This is a genomic window from Lelliottia sp. JS-SCA-14 (genome assembly GCF_035593345.1).
In the GTDB taxonomy this organism is placed as follows: domain Bacteria; phylum Pseudomonadota; class Gammaproteobacteria; order Enterobacterales; family Enterobacteriaceae; genus Enterobacter; species Enterobacter wanjuensis.
This window is the reverse complement of record NZ_CP141606.1, coordinates 2,255,968-2,273,639: the sequence shown is the minus strand read 5'-3', so window position 1 is coordinate 2,273,639 and position 17,672 is coordinate 2,255,968. Positions and strand designations below refer to the sequence as shown.

The window sequence follows — 17,672 nt, the reverse complement described above, 5'->3', positions numbered from 1 at the left end:
GGCGTTACGCGACAACCTTCTCAACGGAAAAGCTGCTGTCTAGCATCGTCAGATCGATGTAACGCGCCAGATCGCGCTGCTCAGCGCGCGGCAGATACGGCAGTTCACCTACCAGCGGGCCCTGCAGCTTTTTGCTTAACACCTCGATGATTTCGGCGTAATGGGCAAGACCTGGGTTAATACGGTTCGCCACCCAGCCAATCAGCGGTAAACCGTCGTTGGCAATGGCCTGCGCGGTCAACAGCGCATGGTTGATGCACCCTTCCTGAATGCCCACCACCATCAGCACGGGCAGCTGTTCCTGCACCACCCACTCGGACAATGGACGCAGATCGTTCATCAGGCTGCGCCAGCCGCCGGTGCCTTCAATCACCACGTGATCGACCTGGTTACCGAGATTCGCCAGCCCGTTGGACAGCAAGGAATAGTTGATCAGACCGCTGTGCGCGACGCTGCTTTCGTCTTCACTCAGCGCAATCGGGTTGATGGCCTGATAAGGCAGCTCAAGGCTAGAAACGCTTTGCAGCACCAGCGCATCTTTATTGCGTAGTCCTTCTGGCGTCTCTTTACTTCCTTTCGCGACCGGTTTATACCCTGCCACACTCTTACCGCCTGCCGCCAGGGCCTGCAGCAAAGCGCGGGACACGACCGTCTTACCGACAGAAGTATCAGTACCCGTTACAAAGAAACGCTTAAGCATCACTTACTCCACCTTTTGGGCATATGCTTTGAAAATATAAACCAAGTAAATAATTCAGTGGAGTGAGTCTAAGGTATGCGCCATCCCTTCAGTTTGAGATAGCGCAATTTTTATGAGATCAGCGAAAAATAGCCTTAACCCTGCAGGAGACGGATCAATAGTGAGCCGTTATACATCGCGTCTTTGACCAGCGCGGCACCGGCCATCGTGCCCTGATTGGAAAACTGCGTGCTCTCGACCACCATGTTCTTGCTGTAGGCCGGAAGGGATTGCTGGCGAATACAGTCGGAAATCGCCGGGAAGAGGATGTCAGCGGCCTGATTCAGCGGCGAACCAATCAAGATTTTTTGCGGGTTAAACAGGTTCACCATAATCGCGAGGATCCGCCCGACGTTGTTGCCCACGCCGGTAATAATATCCTTCGCCAGCAGATCGCCCTGCCGAGCCGCGCCGCATAAGGACTCGACGGTCAGCGGCTGGCCGTGCAGCGTGGAGCTCATCGACTGACTCAGACGCAGCTGCGCCAGCTCCATCACGCTCTCGACGCTGGCGATGGTCTCCAGGCAGCCGTGGTTGCCGCAATAGCAGCGCTTACCGTAAGGGTCGACCTGAGTATGGCCAATCTCCACCAGGCTGCTGCTGCCCGCGTGTAACAGGCGGCCGTCGGTGATGACGCCAGCCCCGACGTTGTGGTCGATCACCACCTGAATCACGTCGCGCGCGCCGCGAGAGGCACCGAACAGCGCCTCGGCCATCGTCCAGGCGCTGATATCATGCTGAATATAGACCGGCACGCCGGTGTGATTCTCCAGCACTTCGCCGAGCGGCATGTCTTTCACGTCGTCGTAAAACGGCATGCGATGCACGATACCATTCTCCGTATCAATGATTCCCGGCATGGTGATGGCAATAGAGGTCAGACGCTCCAGCTTCTGCTGGTGGCGAATAAAGAACTGATCGATATGGGCAATAATGCGTTCAAGCAGGGTTTGTTCTGACTGGAGTGGCAGTTCGAGGCGGTCTTCCACCACCAGTTTGCTGCTTAAATCACGCAGGGCGAGGATCACTTCCGCGCGGCTGATGCGGATCGACAGATAGTGCCAGGCTTCCGTTTCCACCACCAGCCCGACGGCAGGACGGCCACGGCTGCCCGGCTCCTGGATCTCCGTCTCCTGCACCAGATGGGCTTCCAGCATTTCACGCACAATTTTGGTAATACTGGCTGGCGCAAGTTGAGCCAGTCGAGAGAGATCGATACGCGAGACCGGGCCAAGCTGATCAATCAGGCGATAAACGGCGCCCGCATTGGTCTGCTTAATTTGATCAATATGTCCTGGCTGACTATCAGCAACCACCGCTTACATCCTTATTTTTCGCGCTTCGAAATAAACTTTGGGCTATGGTGAAGCACTTCGCAGGCAGTCGTCAAATTTAAACTTAGCCATGTGATTTACCGCACATTTTTCGCCCTTTTTCAGGCCGTTACTGGACGCTTTGAGGCGGCAATCAGCTGGTTTTTGAAACGCTGTGCCGCGTTGCTCTGCTCATGGTGTTTCGGCCATACCAGCCACATCTCAGAGACCGCATCCTCTTCTGCTATCGGCACCCAGCGCATTTCGCTCAGCTGAACGCGTTTAAATGACGCCGGAAGAATCGACACCCCCAGGCCCGCCGCGACCAGACCAATAATCGTCATCGCCTCGCCGACCTCCTGGGTGATGACCGGCGCCAGGCCGTAGCGGCGCATCAGACCAAGGATATCATCATACAAACCGGTTCCCACATGCGGATCGAAAAAGACAAACGGCTCCTGCGCCAGTTCCGCCAGAGTGACCGCATCCAGCGAGGCCAGCGGGTGATCGCGCGGGATCATCGCCAGCAGCGGTTCGCGGAGGATCACTTCCCAGGCCAGGGTATCGGGCAGATGGGTGTTGCGCATCAACCCCAGGTCCAGGGAGCCTTCGTTGAGCGGAACGATCTGCTCGCGGGTGTTGATCTCGCGGGTCTGGATATGTACGTCAGGATAATGACGGCGAAACGATGACAGGGTATCCGACACCGCGCTGATAAACGGGGCCGACGAGGTAAACCCAATGCGCAGCTCGCCCGTCTCTCCCAGATGCAGGCGCTCGGCGCGGGCCGCGGCGTCATCGACCAGGCTCAGGATCTGGCGGCTGTCGGCCAGAAACTGCCTTCCCGCTTCCGTCAGGCTGACGCTGCGGTTGGTCCGGGCCAGCAGGCGCGCCCCGACCTGCTGCTCGAGGATCTGGATCTGCTGGCTCAGAGGGGGCTGGGAGATATTCAGCCGCGCCGCCGCGCGCCCAAAATGCAGCTCTTCGGCGACGGCGATAAAGTAGCGTAAATGGCGCAGCTCGATATTCATATTTTTAACGTATCATTTGAGATTATTAATATATTAGACAGAATATTTACAATTTCCTACCCTGATCTTGTGGTCATACCCGTCACCAGAAATCACGGGGATGTTTAAGCAAGGAACTTTTGTGAGTCGTACATCTACCGTTGATATCGCCCCGGCAAGCGACATTGATGATTTACCTGCAGCACCCGCCGCCACTCAGTTTATCAAACGGGGCACCTCCCAGTTTATGCGCGTCACGCTGGCGCTGTTTTCCGCAGGCCTCGCGACCTTCGCCCTGCTGTACTGCGTCCAGCCGATCCTCCCGGTTCTGTCTCATGAGTTTGGCGTGTCGCCCGCCAGCAGCAGTATTTCCCTGTCGATCTCAACCGGGATGCTGGCGATCGGGCTGCTGTTTACCGGCCCGCTCTCCGACGCCATCGGCCGCAAACCGGTGATGGTGACCGCCCTGCTGCTCGCCTCAGTGTGCACATTACTTTCGACGATGATGACCAGCTGGCACGGGATTCTGGTGATGCGCGCCCTGATTGGTCTGTCCCTGAGCGGCGTGGCGGCGGTCGGGATGACCTATCTCAGCGAAGAGATCCACCCGAGTTTTGTGGCGTTTTCGATGGGGTTGTATATCAGCGGGAACTCGATTGGCGGCATGAGCGGACGTCTGCTGAGCGGGGTGTTTACGGATCTGTTTAGCTGGCGCATCGCCCTGGCGGTGATCGGCTGTTTTGCCCTGGCGTCGGCGCTGATGTTCTGGCGCATCCTGCCCGAGTCCCGCCATTTCCGCCCTACTTCCCTGCGGCCCAAAACGCTGTTCATCAACTTCCGCCTGCACTGGCGCGATAAAGGGTTGCCGCGTCTGTTCCTGATGGGCTTCCTGCTGATGGGGTCGTTCGTCACCCTGTTTAACTATATTGGCTACCGGCTAATGCTCTCGCCCTGGCACCTGAGCCAGGCCTTTGTCGGCCTGCTCTCCGTGGCCTATCTCACCGGGACCTGGAGCTCGCCGAAAGCGGGCGCGATGACCGCGCGCTTCGGTCGCGGCCCGGTGATGCTGGTCTCGACCGGCGTAATGCTGGCAGGTCTGCTGCTGACGCTGCTTTCATCCCTGTGGGTGATTTTCGCCGGGATGCTGCTCTTCTCCGCAGGCTTCTTCGCCGCGCACTCGGTCGCCAGTAGCTGGATCGGCCCGCGCGCCCGTCGCGCCAAAGGCCAGGCCTCCTCGCTGTATCTGTTCAGCTACTACCTGGGCTCCAGCATCGCCGGGACGCTCGGCGGCGTGTTCTGGCACAACTACGGCTGGAATGGCGTCGGCGGGTTTATTGCGCTGATGCTGTGTGCCGCGCTGCTGGTGGGGATGAGCCTCCACAAGCGTCTGCACTAAGGGCACTGTAGGCCGGATAAGCGTCAGCGCCATCCGGCTTTGTATTTTTCAGGACGGCAAAAAAGGATAAAACCGAATTGGCGGAGGAACTAACGCCATAGGCCAGGCGCGGGATCTTGAGTCAATGGGCTCATATGAACGAAAAATGGGCATGGATGGGGGAATGTTGATAACGTTTACCCCAGTGGGATGCTACTTCCGATAGAGATTCAAATGGACTACCAAAAGGCACTGAAGAAAATATTGTCAGATGATCCTTTAAGGATGAAGGCTCTTTCTGCGGTTCGGGCATTAGAACTGAATGATAGCTGGATTGGCGCGGGGTTTGTACGAGATGCCGTCTGGAATCACTTACATGGATATGAGCCGAGTCGTGCTTTAGGTGATGTGGATGTCGTCTGGTTTGACCATGAACACTGTTGCCCAGATCGTGATAGCTACCTCGAGAGTAAGCTTAAACAACAACTGCCTTCGTTAGTCTGGTCGGTGAAGAATCAAGCCAGAATGCATCAACGTAATGGCGATCGTCCCTATACCTCAACAGAAAATGCTCTACTGCATTGGCCAGAAACTGCTACGGCTGTCGCTGTCAGATTGGGAGGCAATGGTCTTGATATCATTGCTCCTTATGGACTCTCTGATCTATTCGAACTACTGCTAAGACCGACCCCCACCTTTGAGCGTGATAAGTTTTATGCTTTTGAACAACGGGTCACCACAAAGCGCTGGCTGGAACGTTATCCAGGGCTACAGCTTATCGTTCCTGCATAACCGCAATAGTTAACTATCTCTTGTGCATGCTTCTCGATCGTAAGAATTCCAGTCCGGGTCTGGTAGAGAGCTGACTCCCGGTCTCAGATCTCATATAAGCCAAAAAAAAGCCGGATGGCGCTAGCGCTTATCCGGCCTACGGCTTTTGTTTGGTGCGCAGTTTGCTGGCAGAGCAACTGGGTCCAGCGCGAGTTTGTACGTGTATTCATGGCAGATCCGTGCGCACGACATAAAAAGGCGCAGACTCGTCGGCGTAGCGTCACAAAGAAGACTCAGGGGGCTTATATCCAGTAGGCTGGATAAGCGCTAGCGCCATCCGGCTTTGTATTTTTCAGGAAGGCAAAAAAGGATAAAACCGATAGACCGCCACCATCGCCGAGATACTCACGATCACACTGACGACAAACCAGGTTTTGAACGGCTGCTTTTGCGTTTTATGACGGAAGAGTTGTTGACCCACAATCGCGCCCGGCCACCCTCCGACAACCCCAAACACCAGCAACGTGGATTCCGGCACCCTGCGCCAGGCCTTGCGCGCCGCCATTTTGTCTGCGCCGTAAATCAGCAGCGTCAGTAGATTGGCGAGTAAGAGCCAGGTGGCAACGGGGTGCGGGGTAAAGATGCTGCCGATGGCGGAGAGGATTAGGAGTAAGTAGCAGAAGCGGTTGAGGTTCATAGGGGTTGGTTTGGGTCGTTTTGTGGGTGTGTTTGGGGGGATTATATGTGGTGGAGATCGGGGACGAAATAGATACCTGGAGTCTGAAATCGAGTCTTTCATTGGTTCGGCTTTGGCTGATGTGAAGAGCAGATGTTGATAGCACTTCACTTTCCCTAAGAATAAAATATGTAGAGTACGGGTTATGAAACTTTAGCTGCCTTGGGGGGCAGTTAAGTGATGAGCACATATTTAACACAGGCTATTGACTGTTATTGGATTGTTTAATAACCTGCTTAACAGGTTATGCGCAGACCTGTCAGCCTGTAGACAAATCCGCCAACGCGCTTTTTACCCTTTAGTTTTCAGAGCATATCCTTTTAACTTTGCTCTGTGTTTACAGGCCGCAGAGTATTTGTAAAAGGAACATGCAATGCTCCCACGCATCAATGTTAACGATCACCGTTATGTCCCCTCACTCGATCAGCTTCGCAAACAGGCCCGTTTCCTCAGGGATCACTGCAATGTTCAATTGAACCATGCCTATGAGATGGTCGCGTATTTTTATCGATTTTCTTGCTGGGGAGATCTGCTAAATCACACCACCAGTGATAAAGCTATCGAAGATCAGCAAATCGTTGCTCACATGCGAGAAGAACTCCAGACATACAGAAACCGTCTGCCATCATCTGACCTTCAGAGATTATCTCAATTAGCAGCACTGAAGGGCACCTTAACAGAGGCTGTGGTGAATGACCGTATAAAGACATTAAACGATCTGGATATCGTTCAGGTCTATAATTGCCTGTATAACGAAGAATACTGGGGAGAGCCAGCTCCTGTTTCCTGTTATGAAGTACTCGATGAAACAGACAGATGTTTAGTGTTGCTTGCTAAACGGACAGCTCTGGCGGGCCGTACCAAAACAGTCAATCCTCATATTAGCTTTCCATGGTTCGGATTCAGAATGTATGGATATTTATACATTGATGGAAACACACTGAACTACAACTGCAGGGAACTGGACAGCTACCTATGGCCCTCAGATAAAAAATACACAGCGGTATTCGGCAGGCCGTGGTTTGCTGCGTATGTCAGTGGCTTCATCCGTATGCAGCTTCATTCACTATGCAGTTCTGGCTTCTCAGGGAAAATGTCATTTGAGAGAATAAATAATGTCGATTTGGTTGCAGGACCTGTAAGACAACCATACTTCAATGATGAAACACCAAGCTCATCAATAAACACTATTGTTGAAAATTTACTCAGCATGGGAGGCGTGAGGGACACCAGAAAACAAAATGTAACATTCCGTTTTGGTAACGGTGAGATGTATTGATGGATCGCTCATTCTGGATTTTACTCAGTGAACTGCCATCTTCAACAACTGCGTTTATTTTACTTGCAGGTGTCATCTATACGCTGGCCAGAAAAGATTGCTTTCCCTCGCTTTCACAACGCCAGTTCTTTTATCTGATAATGACGTTTACCATGATAACTGGCTGTAAAATCTTATTTGGATAAAACTCACTAGGCCGATGTACGACTTAGCGATTAATATAAAGGGGATCTGGTAATGTCCGCTTCTGGCACAAAGCAGACCACCAGTCTCCACCCTCCACAAAAAGCCGGATGGCGCTGGCACTTATCCGGCCTACCGATTCTGTTTAGTACGCAGTTTACTGGCGAGTCCAGCGCGATGCGTTTAGCTCCCCGACGAACATCCACATCAGTTCACACAGCAACCTGCGCAGGGATTTTTCCATTTCCGGAAACAGCGATTGCTGGCAGAGCGCCTCTTAGGCTCACCCGCTAAAGCGGTGAGCCTGTTTGCGAATTAACGTATCACACTGACATTTTCCAGTTTTACCAGACTTTCAGGTTTATCACCGACTTGCTGAGCGACCGGGACGAAGACGTTGAGATCTTGCAGCCAGGCTGACTTACCACTACTCCTCCGTTGCCCTTCATGAGTTTCATGACATTCTACTAAGAGATATTTCCCACTAAACTCAGGTGCAATGCTATGCGCATCACCCTCTCCCGTTACTTCACATCGTAAAGTTGCAGCAGTAACTTTCTTATCGTCATCAATGGTGTCCCATTGCGCCTGATATCGTTGGCCGGTCACTAACGGGAAACGCAGATCGGTCTGTAGCTTGTTGAGCAATGAAGAACCGCTACTGATGGACATGGTGTATTTAAGCTGTAGCTGGTTACCCAGGGTTAAACGCTGCACTGTCCAGATGCCATAATCTTCCAGCTTGCGTATATAACCATCTGGCTGTGCATCCAACTGGACTTTAACCTCTCCAGGCGCGCTAACTTCGGTGTAGCGAATCTGTTTAAAACGCGGAAGTGCCCAGGGTTTGATCAACGACTGCGCCTGGTGCTCAATGGCCACAGAAAGGGGGAATTTACTCAGCCATTGTGAATTATTATTACTCAGATCGGGCATTGATGGCCCCATCAATGTTGATGATGGTTTGTTAACGGCGGGTACAAAGTGCCCTTCGGCAGTGAATGTTTTTCCTGCCGGTAGTTGGCACATTTGCCCGAAGCGTTCTTCCATTTGAGTGTTAATTTTGAAGCTACTTTTGCGGCGAACAATATCAGCCGTAATGAGGGAATCCGTAACACGCCCTTCGCTGTCGATATTCATTGCGGCGAAAGCATCGCCCTGATGGGTTTTACAGTTATATAAGTAGTGCTCAATCTTTAATTCAAGCGGCGCGTCGTAAGGCGGTTCCCAGATGATATCTGCATAGTCGTATCCCATGCGTACCGATAAAATGTCGCCAACGCGCTGGATGCTATTCACATCGACAAGATCGGTCGTGCCGACTGAAGACGTGGCGGATAATCTTTCCCAATGTGCTTCTTTTATCGGTAGATTACAAACCGTACGGATATCCTCTGCGGTCATCAGCTTATCGTCCTGTGCAGGCGCATACCGTGAGTAACTGGCGCCGTAAAAGCGAGCTTTGGTAAGCCCCTCATTATCCAGTAAATCTTTGTACAGAATCTGAGCCTTGTTATTTTTACAATCAACGGAATGCCATTCCTGAGCTATTTTTCCGTCATTGAAGTTCAACGACACCATGTAATTCACACGGTCGTGGATTTTAGTTATCGACAAAGGGTTTACGCCACCACCTGTCAATGCAGGTTTATCAGCAGCCTGAACATACGAAAACGGCAAGAGAGAGAGAACAAAAAGCGAACGCATTAAAGGGTGTGGGTAGTACATACATGTTCCTTCATATACTGAATAATAAATAAAGGTATCGGCATCCAGGAATAAATGATTAGCTTGAGTTGATATGCACGTTACAGATTAACGTAGCGTGACCGCGGCATCAGGCTCAAAACTGACTCCCAGTCTCAGATCTCACATCAACCAACAAAAAGCCGGATGGCGCTAACGCTTATCCGGCCTACCGATTCTGTTTAGTGCGCAGTCTGCTGGCGAGCCCAGCGCGGTGCGTTTAGCTCCCCGGCGAACATCCACATCAGTTCACACAGCAACCCGCGCAGGGATTTTTCCATCTCCGGTAACAGCGACTGCTGGCAGAGCAGCTGAGTCAGCGTCTGGCAGTAATCGCACAGCGCTTCGGCGTCAGGCTCAAAATACGATGGCGTTTCTGGGAGCGTGTCGACAGTAAAGCGCTCAATCAGGTGCGCCGGGATGGGTTCGCTAAGCGTCGGGCGAAGCAACGCGAGGCACGCACTGATTCGGCCCAGCAGCGCCAGTTTGTACGCGGGTTCGTGGCATTCCATCAGGGTTTCGGCAAAACGATCGCAGCAGTCGGCGAGATCGGTGAAGTCTGTCGCGGCGCTGAACGGGACGCTCAGTAAATCGTGGGCTGGGGTGAAAATGGTGGTCATGGGGAAAACTCCAACAAGATGTTTGTGATAACCGCCAGCGGAGAGGTCAATCTCACGGGTGGCAGATCCGGGCGGGGTTGACCTTACCGATCTTGTTGGCAACCGGCGCGTCTTGCGACGCCCCCACCCGGCCCGCCATTGTAGCGTAGCCGTGTGCACGACACAAAACAGGCGTGGACGCGCCGGAGTGTCGCCAACAAGAGTGTTTCAGGAGGTCAATCCCGGTACCTGATTTTGCAGGTGCGGATGAAGAATACGGCGATAACCGGATATCGACAACGGGTATTACCGGAAGGAGGATCTCGTTGTTGAATGTAATTTTTTCAAGGAGTTACATCATTCAAATCTATTTGTTAAGCATGTTATCCAGTTATAGTTAACTCTCGCTAAAACCTATTACCAGGAGGCCGTGACTAACGTATCAATCCTTTATGCTGACGCTGATTGATGAACATGATGAGTGATTTGCGTATTCCCACTTGTTTTAATCCCTAGGCCGGATAAGCGTTAGCGCCATCCGGCTTCACATTCAAAGCATTAAAGCGAAACGGGATAAAGCTGATACACCGCCACCTTCGCCGGGACACTGACAATAAACCAGGTTTTGAACGGCTGCTTTTGCGTTTTATGACGAAAGAGTTGTTGACCCACAATCGCGCCTGGTCCCCCTCCGACAGCTCAAAATTTTTGACAAAATACATTTGATTCAACTTATCACCAGGCGTGTTAGTTGTTAAGGAACATCAGAGCAGGAAGAGATAATGTGTTATTATAATAAAAATGTGATCTTGAGGGTTTAAGGATTATAAATATATGAGATTTTATAGTATCGATTATCTACAAATGCAGTCTAACATCAATGATTATTTAAAATACATCATTATATTTAGCACTTTATTTATCCTGATCGTTGTTTTTAGCCTGTATATGCGTCATCGTCTGCAAACTAAATATCGTGATTTAACCATCATCGCCTTCTTATTTTTACTCTTCCTTTCTGGTGTTCAGTATGCAGATTATACTGACAGCCAAAATATGCACTCCCAATCATCACAGATGGTTAACTTTGTTAGGCTGTTATCACAAGAAAAAGAAGTAAATGTGAACTCTATATTTTCCAGCTCCGTACAACTCTCGGACGGCATTATCATTAAAATCAATGATTTTTATTATCGGGTTAACTTAAGCCCGGACCAAAAAACATACAACCTGGTTGAAGTTTCGTTAGTAAATCCAGACATAGAAATCATAAAAAACTGAGGATGAGAAATGATAATTTATACACCTATTATTTTAAAGCTGGGTCTGGGGATACTGTGTTTAATTGTACAAATAAATCTCATGGGGAAAGGGAATCTGGCCCCTTCATCCGCAATGGATCAGGTTCAGAACTATGTTCTCGGGGGGATTATCGGCGGCGTAATTTACAATGAATCGATAACAGTACTACAGTTTGTCCTGGTGCTAATTATATGGACTTTTCTCGTCTTTGTTCTTAAGTTTCTAAAAGAGAATAATCGGTTAGTTAAACGTATTATCGATGGCAAACCTATCACCTTGGTACATAATGGCAGTGTTAATGTCAAGGAGTGTTTACGCAATGGTGTTTCTGCAAATGATTTGATGTTCAAATTGAGAGCAAATGGTATTTATGAAATAGAACAACTCAAACGCGTGGTTCTGGAACAGAATGGGCAGTTAACCATTATACAAAGTGGTGATGAGAATATACGTTATCCTATTATAGTGGATGGTCTGGCAAACCATGACCTGCTCGAAATCCTTAATAAAGACAATGACTGGTTAGAAAATGAAGTGATAAAGCAGGGCTTCAGTAAAATCAGTGAAGTATATTTAGGCGAGTATTTATCGGGTAGAATAAATTTATACGGATATGAAAAATAATTTCCAAAATTAATACCCTTATTATCAGGAGGCAGCCATTTCAGGTGTGCCTCTGCCTGAGAACACTGACATCAACGTCCGCTCCTGACACAACGCAGACCGTCATCCTCCCCCGTCCTGATAAATCAGCAAAAAAGCCGGATGGCGCTAACGCTTATCTGGCCTACAGGTTCTGCTTATAATGCCTGTTACATCATTCAAATCTATTGATTAAGCACGTTGTCCAGTTGTAGTTAACTCTCGCTAAAACCAGCTCCCCCGAAACCTCACCGAAATCGACCGCCTGATGCCTGGCAAAAAAATCGCGCAATGCTTCAGGTAAAAATTGCGCGTTGTATCGCAATATTGTGCTGTGCCAGAACGGCGCGGGTAATGGACTACCGGCGTGGCGCTGCAACAGCTCCTCTTTCCATTGCGATTTTAAAACGCTTTCGCAAAATGACTGACGCATCGCAATGGCAGGATCATCCGGAATACCGGCCAGCAACAGCTGACCGGGAAGCGCCACCAGCCTCAAGTGCCTGATCACAATGTGCTTGCCCTGGTATTCACGCCAGATATCTTCCAGTTGCCTTGTCTTCGCCGGGAGCGGTTCGTTTTCCTCATACAGCGGCAGCGTCAGGGGCAGAAAGGTAAAATGCACGCTGCTGAGAGGGAGCATATCGGCCAGTCGATCCCTTTGCACCAGCGCTGCCAGCTCACGAATAAGCCCTGCGACTGGCGCGGGCACCTGGGGTCGAATGCCCGTTGCCAGCGCCAGTTTGTCAGGATCGTAGTAACGCTCTGTTCTGATTTCACCGATACCGGGGGTTTCCCGCCAGATACTGAGTGTCTTTTGGTTAGTCGCGCTGTAAACGTTTTGCAGTTGACTGGTTCTCATGACAGAGCCGCCCTCCTCTCATCAGGCAGTCTCAGCGTCCAACAGAGACGTGCCATACGAATTATCAATGGTACACAGCCAGCGATCGCCCTTTTCCTGCCGGAAAACATAGGTTGCACGGCGCGTGGTTTCGACCGTTCCGCCCTGACCATCAGGGAAACGAAGTTTAGTTTCCATGATCACCAGCGCATCGCCACCCCCTTCGATAACCTGCATCTCTCCCTGCTCAACAATAAGTTGATCCTGAAAGTAATCTGAAATGGCGATGAAGGCTTTACGGATATTCTCTTTTCCGGTCACGATCAAACCTGGCTTCACCACCAGAGCAGCCTCTTCGGCGTAATTCTCCATCAGAGCATCAAAATCTTTCGCGGAAATTGCTCTGTCACAGGATTCTATAATCTGGCGTAGCGGATGTGAGTGCATGGATATTATCCTGTTAAGTGTTTCGTTGGATCCTCAGTGTATATGAGTCCTTGAGGTTAACACGTTATTTAACGAGGCTTTGTGCGCACACGTCCAGGTGGCGTGCGGACATTTTTAGGGTTTCATTCATAGTGAAAATAATTCTGGTCATTACCAAAACTGGCAGTTGATTGTTATTTGTATGACTTTTAGAATAAACCCGCAACTCATTGATTGAATTTACTTTAGGGAAATAATAATGAAAAAAAGTAGCGTTGCGATAATGATGATGGCCACGTTTTCAGGTGCAGTTTATGCGGAGTCCTCGCCATGGACACCGGATTTTTCCCCGGAAAGTCTCAGTGTTTCAGCCTCCGCTGGCATGCTGAGCGGGAAATCCCAGGAAAGGGTTTATGACGAGGTAACCGGTCGAAAAGTCAGCCAGCTGGACTGGAAAATTAAAAATGTCGCCATTCTGAAGGGCGATATTTCCTGGGATGCGTACCCGTTCCTGACCCTGAACGCCCGCGGCTGGACGTCTCTGGCATCAGGTTCCGGTCATATGGATGACTACGACTGGATGAACGAAAGTCAATCCTCATGGACAGACCACTCATCCCATCCGGCGACGAACGTCAATTATGCCAATGAATACGATCTTAATGTAAAAGGCTGGGTCTTCCAGGCCGAAAACTATAAAGCAGGCGTCGTCGCGGGTTATCAGGAAACCCGTTTCAGCTGGACGGCGACCGGCGGTTCTTATAATTACGATAACGGCACAAATACGGGGAATTTCCCGGCAGGCGAACGCGGGATTGGGTATAGCCAGCGATTCTCGATGCCATACATTGGCCTCGCGGGGCAATATCGCTTTAATGACATTGAATTGAACGCGCTGTTTAAATTCAGTGACTGGGTCCGGGCGCATGATAATGACGAGCACTATATGCGCGATCTGACTTTCCGTGAGAAAACGTCCAACTCACGTTATTACGGTGCGTCAGTTGATGCCGGATATTACGTCACCCCGCACGCCAAAGTCTTTGCTGAATTTGCCTATAGCAATTACCAGGAAGGCAAAGGCGGCACTCAGATCATTGATAACAACAGCGGTGAATCAGAATCGATTGGCGGAGATGCGGCTGGCATTTCTAACAAAAACTATACCATTACCGCCGGTCTCCAGTATCGCTTCTGATTAAGCGCGCCGCATCACAAATTGATAAAAAATACGAAGCCCCTGACGGGGCTTTTTTGTTGATTTAATTTCCAAAAAAGAACCAGATAAAGGTTTCGTAAAGATGACCTGCCCCTGATGAGGATAAGAAAATTCACTTCAGCCAGTGACAAATCAAAAATACGATCTAAGATTTTGAAGGAAGAAAACGGATTACAAGGAGTTTCTGATGATTATTGTTGTGGCAGCAGTTTTAGTATCCCTGCTCGTTGTGTTGGGACTTAACTACATCTTGCAACAGCTGATGAGTGCATGGTGCGATCCGGATGGTCATTAAGTCTCGCTGAACTGTTAAACGCCCCGCTCCCGGCCCCTCGTGTTTTGCCGTTGCAACCTCCCGTCTCGTGGGCAGCTCAATGCTGCCCTCAGGCTTGACCTGAAGTTAACTTGAGCTTTTAAGATACCCATCAGGTACTCAAAAAAAGGACTCAGGTTATGAAAGAGGTGGATGTTGGTTTTACCCACGTGGCGTTCGTCGTGAGGGATCTGGATAAGAGTATTGATTTCTATCACCGCTATGCGGGCATGGACGTTGTTCACAAACGAGAGCCCGACGTCCCAGAGGCGCGCGAAGTTGCATGGCTAAGCGATCGCACCCGTCCGTTTGCCCTCGTCCTTGTCCAGGCCGATGTGGTGGCCGATACCCCGCTGGGCAATTTTGGTCATCTTGGCGTCGCATGCGCCAGCATCGAGGAGATCGACCAAAAAGTGGAGATGGCACGTTCAGAGGGCGTGTTGCGCAAAGAACCGGTTCAGGCCGGCGATCCCGTTGGCTACTTTGTCTTCTTCGCTGATCCTGACGGGAATACTTTAGAACTATCCTACGGTCAAAGGGTTGGACTGGAAGCCTCGGGTTCCGGCACTGAACCCAACGCTTAACTGAGCGTACGAGTGATTTCGGTGACAGATATCCGTTACATCACTCCGTGAAAGTAAAGCCGGATGGCGCTGGCGCTTATCCGGCCTACACGTTCTGTTTGACCACCGCGGTAGTTTCGCTCCCCTGTGAATATCCACATCAGTTTGCACACTTTCCTACGCCGTGATTTTTCTCCCGTTTCTCTATTTGAACAATTTGAGTAGCAAATGCTACGCAGTACATCACCAAATAAACGTCTTCTTGGCTCGTACGGAATAACGGAAGTAAGGGATCCAGATACAGGCATAAAATGTATGCGTGATAATCGGCATCACCTGGGTAAAGCCCAGGGGGATATTTGGGAACACATAAGTCGTGGCAACCCGGTCAATCAACATCAGCACAATACCGGCAATGAGCAATAGGCTATACGCCAGTGGCAGCTCTTTTTTCTTACGCAGAAACAGAGAGGCGATGTAAATGATATAGAGAAGGAGAATAAAGTTAATTCCCACAGCAATAAACAGATAGCTCGACTGGGATATCGGCAGTCGCCCTATTGTCTCCAGTCCAGCCTTTAATGTGACTGTCAGAGAAGTGAAATACCCGTACGCGATCAGGAACAGGTTGAGGAATGGCACGAATAACAACCCGCCTATTTTCCGGTACTGCTTTTCCTCACACTCAGGGCAATATTCCTGATGCTGAGGAATCTCCTTGTCACACTTAATGCACGCCCATTTGAAAGAAGTGTCGGTCATGATTAATCCTTACTTTTCCGTTAGCTCTCAGCGTTATCGGCAAACCCCTGAAGATTCTTAAACACTTCAGCGTAACCTGTAAACAAAAAAGCCGGGTGGCGCTAGCGTTTATCCGGACTATGGGCTGGTGCGAGATCAACAAAAAAGCCGGGTGGCGGCTGCGCCTTACCCGGCCTACAACTGCAGGTCCCGTAGGCCCGGTAAGCGCAGCGCCACCGGGCGAAGTCTGGTGCGAGGTCAACAAAAAGGCCCTGAATAATCAGGGCCTTCGGATCTGGCGCGGGATTTTTTTAGTGTTCAGTATGCTGGCGAGCCCAGCGCGGCGCGTTTAGCTCCCCCGCAAACATCCACATCAGTTCGCACAACAATCCGCGCAGGGACTTTTCCATTTCCGGTAACAGCGACTGCTGGCAAAGCACCTGAGTCAGGGTCTGGCAGTAATCACACAGCGCCTCGGCGTCAGGCTCAAAATACGACGGCGTTTCTGGCAGCGTGTCGACGGTAAAGTGCTCGATAAGATGGGCCGGAATGGGCTCGCAAAGCGTCGGGCGCAGCAGCGCGAGGCACGCACTGATTCGGCCCAGCAGCGCCAGTTTGTACGCAGGTTCATTGCATTCCATCAGGGTTTCGGCAAAACGGTCGCAGCAGTCAGCGAGATCGGTAAAGTCTGTCGCGGCGGTGAACGGGACGCTGAGTAAATCGCGGGCTGGGGTGAAAATGGTGGTCATAATGTTTGTTTCCGCTAAGTAATACTTAACACCGCCAACGGAGAGGTCAATCTCACGGGTGGCGGTTCCGGGCGGGGTTGACCTTACCGGCCTTAGTGGACACCGGCGCGTCTTGCGACGCCCCCGCCCGGCCCACCATTGTAGCGTAGCCGTGCGTACGACACAAAATGGCGCTGACGCGTCGGTGTGCCGTCACTAAGGTTTTTCAGGAGGTCAATCCCGGCGCCTGTTTTTGCAAGCACGAAGGAAGAATACGGCGATAACCTGATATCGACAACGGGTATTACTGGAAGCAGGATCTCGTTGTGGAATGTAATTATTTTTGGGCAGTTACATCATTTAAATCAATGGATTGGGTGGAGTTATTTGCCATGCTGAGCGTATAAACGCTGCAACCCTGTTGCGATTCAATCACTCCCCTCTGTATAAACAAATATCGAAGTAGCCAGAACGGGAGAATGACTATGATTTCAAAGGACAATGCCGAGCATTACATCTGGGGTGATAATTGTGACGGTTGGTATCTTGTGAACCGCAAGGACATGCTGGTCATTCATGAAAAAATGCCCCCAGGAACCAGCGAGAAACGTCACTATCATTCCGTTTCTCGGCAGTTTTTCTTTGTTCTTCAGGGCGTTCTGACCATGGAGCTTGAAGGGGTTGTACGTGAAATCAAAGCCTATCAGGGAATAGAAATCCCGCCGGGGTCAGTGCATCAGGCCAGCAACAGTACTCAATCTGCAGTCGAATTTATTGTTATCTCTCAGCCCACCACGCGGGGTGATCGTAATGACGTTCCTGCTTCTTGAGGGCAAGTGGTAACGTTAGGTTTGGTATAAGTGAGAGGCAGACGTTGTCGATTTTTAACCCGATAAATCTTTCAGCTGCCTGGTTTTGCGTAAGCAGGCATAACAACAGCATAATAACTTTGTTGGACAACTAAAGATCTATTGTGCAAAGTCGATAATTTCACAGAAGATAATCATTTCTCGGTACATCGTTTAGCAGGAAAAAATGAAATTGAGATTTTTAACGTTGTTTACACTGTTTTTTGCTATTAGCCTACATGCAGAAGATCATGACTATGGCCCACCAATCTCCGTATGCCTGAACAAACATACTATT

The 17,672-nt window shown here is 50.4% G+C and carries 18 protein-coding genes and 1 pseudogene; 8 read left to right on the top strand and 11 right to left on the bottom strand.

Annotated features, from left to right (window positions below):
* Window positions 1-4: 4 nt before the first annotated feature.
* From bioD to U9O48_RS10685, 3 genes are all read right to left on the bottom strand, one after another.
* A complete protein-coding gene (gene bioD, locus U9O48_RS10695) occupies window positions 5-700 on the bottom strand; it encodes a dethiobiotin synthase (protein ID WP_285144587.1) in 696 nt (231 codons plus the stop codon).
* 134 nt (window positions 701-834) lie between these two features.
* Window positions 835-2,055 (bottom strand): sugar metabolism global transcriptional regulator Mlc, encoded by a 1,221-nt coding sequence (gene mlc, locus U9O48_RS10690; RefSeq protein ID WP_324724280.1) that lies wholly within the window; start codon window positions 2,053-2,055, stop codon window positions 835-837.
* Window positions 2,056-2,174: 119 nt separating this feature from the next.
* Window positions 2,175-3,083, bottom strand: a complete 909-nt coding sequence (locus U9O48_RS10685; protein ID WP_285144588.1) for a LysR family transcriptional regulator — start codon at window positions 3,081-3,083, stop codon at window positions 2,175-2,177.
* A 121-nt stretch (window positions 3,084-3,204) separates the two neighbouring features.
* Here U9O48_RS10685 and U9O48_RS10680 point away from each other — a divergent pair, with 121 nt between their 5' ends.
* Complete coding sequence (locus U9O48_RS10680) at window positions 3,205-4,458, top strand: MFS transporter (protein WP_324724279.1); 1,254 nt, start codon at window positions 3,205-3,207, stop codon at window positions 4,456-4,458.
* Window positions 4,459-4,671: 213 nt separating this feature from the next.
* Window positions 4,672-5,229 (top strand): nucleotidyltransferase family protein, encoded by a 558-nt coding sequence (locus U9O48_RS10675; RefSeq protein WP_285150278.1) that lies wholly within the window; start codon window positions 4,672-4,674, stop codon window positions 5,227-5,229.
* A 331-nt stretch (window positions 5,230-5,560) separates the two neighbouring features.
* On the opposite strand, the gene U9O48_RS10670 is transcribed toward U9O48_RS10675, so the two are convergent.
* Window positions 5,561-5,905: a DUF1294 domain-containing protein gene (locus U9O48_RS10670; protein ID WP_285150277.1), complete on the bottom strand. Its 345-nt coding sequence runs from the start codon at window positions 5,903-5,905 to the stop codon at window positions 5,561-5,563.
* Between the two features lie 412 nt (window positions 5,906-6,317).
* On the opposite strand from U9O48_RS10670, the gene U9O48_RS10665 reads away from it, so the two are divergent.
* Entirely contained in the window at window positions 6,318-7,223 is a 906-nt protein-coding gene (locus tag U9O48_RS10665; RefSeq protein ID WP_285150276.1) for a hypothetical protein, read from the top strand.
* Between the two features lie 498 nt (window positions 7,224-7,721).
* On the opposite strand, the gene U9O48_RS10660 is transcribed toward U9O48_RS10665, so the two are convergent.
* The 3 genes and pseudogenes from U9O48_RS10660 to U9O48_RS10650 all read right to left on the bottom strand — a co-directional run.
* Window positions 7,722-9,134, bottom strand: a complete 1,413-nt coding sequence (locus tag U9O48_RS10660; protein WP_285150275.1) for a hypothetical protein — start codon at window positions 9,132-9,134, stop codon at window positions 7,722-7,724.
* Window positions 9,135-9,334: 200 nt separating this feature from the next.
* Window positions 9,335-9,772: a hypothetical protein gene (locus tag U9O48_RS10655; RefSeq protein WP_285150274.1), complete on the bottom strand. Its 438-nt coding sequence runs from the start codon at window positions 9,770-9,772 to the stop codon at window positions 9,335-9,337.
* A gap of 537 nt (window positions 9,773-10,309) precedes the next feature.
* Window positions 10,310-10,447, bottom strand: a pseudogene (locus tag U9O48_RS10650) (DUF1294 domain-containing protein); the annotation flags it as partial.
* Window positions 10,448-10,585: 138 nt separating this feature from the next.
* Between U9O48_RS10650 and U9O48_RS10645 the strand changes: the two are divergent.
* Together U9O48_RS10645 and U9O48_RS10640 are read left to right on the top strand one after the other, a co-directional pair.
* Window positions 10,586-11,032, top strand: a complete 447-nt coding sequence (locus U9O48_RS10645; protein WP_324724278.1) for a DUF3290 domain-containing protein — start codon at window positions 10,586-10,588, stop codon at window positions 11,030-11,032.
* A 9-nt stretch (window positions 11,033-11,041) separates the two neighbouring features.
* A complete protein-coding gene (locus tag U9O48_RS10640; protein WP_285150272.1) occupies window positions 11,042-11,677 on the top strand; it encodes a DUF421 domain-containing protein in 636 nt (211 codons plus the stop codon).
* Between the two features lie 193 nt (window positions 11,678-11,870).
* Here the strand turns inward: U9O48_RS10640 and U9O48_RS10635 are convergent, their stop codons facing one another.
* Window positions 11,871-12,557 carry a hypothetical protein gene (locus tag U9O48_RS10635; protein ID WP_285150271.1) on the bottom strand — a complete coding sequence of 229 codons (687 nt, stop codon included), beginning with the start codon at window positions 12,555-12,557 and terminating at the stop codon, window positions 11,871-11,873.
* A 21-nt stretch (window positions 12,558-12,578) separates the two neighbouring features.
* Window positions 12,579-12,983 (bottom strand): YybH family protein, encoded by a 405-nt coding sequence (locus U9O48_RS10630; RefSeq protein ID WP_285150270.1) that lies wholly within the window; start codon window positions 12,981-12,983, stop codon window positions 12,579-12,581.
* Window positions 12,984-13,221: 238 nt separating this feature from the next.
* Between U9O48_RS10630 and U9O48_RS10625 the strand changes: the two genes are divergently transcribed.
* Together U9O48_RS10625 and U9O48_RS10620 are read left to right on the top strand one after the other, a co-directional pair.
* Window positions 13,222-14,160, top strand: coding sequence for an omptin family outer membrane protease (locus tag U9O48_RS10625; protein ID WP_324724277.1), 939 nt, complete (start codon window positions 13,222-13,224; stop codon window positions 14,158-14,160).
* A 474-nt stretch (window positions 14,161-14,634) separates the two neighbouring features.
* Entirely contained in the window at window positions 14,635-15,078 is a 444-nt protein-coding gene (locus U9O48_RS10620; RefSeq protein WP_285150268.1) for a VOC family protein, read from the top strand.
* 222 nt (window positions 15,079-15,300) lie between these two features.
* Here U9O48_RS10620 and U9O48_RS10615 read toward each other — a convergent pair whose 3' ends face one another.
* Together U9O48_RS10615 and U9O48_RS10610 are read right to left on the bottom strand one after the other, a co-directional pair.
* A complete protein-coding gene (locus U9O48_RS10615; RefSeq protein WP_285144601.1) occupies window positions 15,301-15,819 on the bottom strand; it encodes a DUF2569 domain-containing protein in 519 nt (172 codons plus the stop codon).
* A gap of 290 nt (window positions 15,820-16,109) precedes the next feature.
* A complete protein-coding gene (locus U9O48_RS10610; protein WP_285144602.1) occupies window positions 16,110-16,547 on the bottom strand; it encodes a hypothetical protein in 438 nt (145 codons plus the stop codon).
* A 464-nt stretch (window positions 16,548-17,011) separates the two neighbouring features.
* On the opposite strand from U9O48_RS10610, the gene U9O48_RS10605 reads away from it, so the two are divergent.
* Window positions 17,012-17,356, top strand: a complete 345-nt coding sequence (locus U9O48_RS10605) for a cupin domain-containing protein (RefSeq protein WP_285144603.1) — start codon at window positions 17,012-17,014, stop codon at window positions 17,354-17,356.
* The last annotated feature ends 316 nt before the right edge of the window (window positions 17,357-17,672 follow it).

Bases quoted from the DNA above. Each gene is read 5' to 3' on its own strand.
- bioD (WP_285144587.1), bottom strand. From the start codon at position 700: ATGCTTAAGCGTTTCTTTGTAACGGGTACTGATACTTCTGTCGGTAAG.
- U9O48_RS10605 (WP_285144603.1), top strand. From the start codon at position 17,012: ATGATTTCAAAGGACAATGCCGAGCATTACATCTGGGGTGATAATTGT.
- U9O48_RS10635 (WP_285150271.1), bottom strand. From the start codon at position 12,557: ATGAGAACCAGTCAACTGCAAAACGTTTACAGCGCGACTAACCAAAAG.
- U9O48_RS10685 (WP_285144588.1), bottom strand. From the start codon at position 3,083: ATGAATATCGAGCTGCGCCATTTACGCTACTTTATCGCCGTCGCCGAA.
- U9O48_RS10620 (WP_285150268.1), top strand. From the start codon at position 14,635: ATGAAAGAGGTGGATGTTGGTTTTACCCACGTGGCGTTCGTCGTGAGG.
- U9O48_RS10660 (WP_285150275.1), bottom strand. From the start codon at position 9,134: ATGTACTACCCACACCCTTTAATGCGTTCGCTTTTTGTTCTCTCTCTC.
- U9O48_RS10630 (WP_285150270.1), bottom strand. From the start codon at position 12,983: ATGCACTCACATCCGCTACGCCAGATTATAGAATCCTGTGACAGAGCA.
- U9O48_RS10670 (WP_285150277.1), bottom strand. From the start codon at position 5,905: ATGAACCTCAACCGCTTCTGCTACTTACTCCTAATCCTCTCCGCCATC.
- U9O48_RS10675 (WP_285150278.1), top strand. From the start codon at position 4,672: ATGGACTACCAAAAGGCACTGAAGAAAATATTGTCAGATGATCCTTTA.
- U9O48_RS10610 (WP_285144602.1), bottom strand. From the start codon at position 16,547: ATGACCACCATTTTCACCCCAGCCCGCGATTTACTCAGCGTCCCGTTC.
- U9O48_RS10625 (WP_324724277.1), top strand. From the start codon at position 13,222: ATGAAAAAAAGTAGCGTTGCGATAATGATGATGGCCACGTTTTCAGGT.
- U9O48_RS10655 (WP_285150274.1), bottom strand. From the start codon at position 9,772: ATGACCACCATTTTCACCCCAGCCCACGATTTACTGAGCGTCCCGTTC.
- U9O48_RS10615 (WP_285144601.1), bottom strand. From the start codon at position 15,819: ATGACCGACACTTCTTTCAAATGGGCGTGCATTAAGTGTGACAAGGAG.
- U9O48_RS10645 (WP_324724278.1), top strand. From the start codon at position 10,586: ATGAGATTTTATAGTATCGATTATCTACAAATGCAGTCTAACATCAAT.
- U9O48_RS10640 (WP_285150272.1), top strand. From the start codon at position 11,042: ATGATAATTTATACACCTATTATTTTAAAGCTGGGTCTGGGGATACTG.
- U9O48_RS10665 (WP_285150276.1), top strand. From the start codon at position 6,318: ATGCTCCCACGCATCAATGTTAACGATCACCGTTATGTCCCCTCACTC.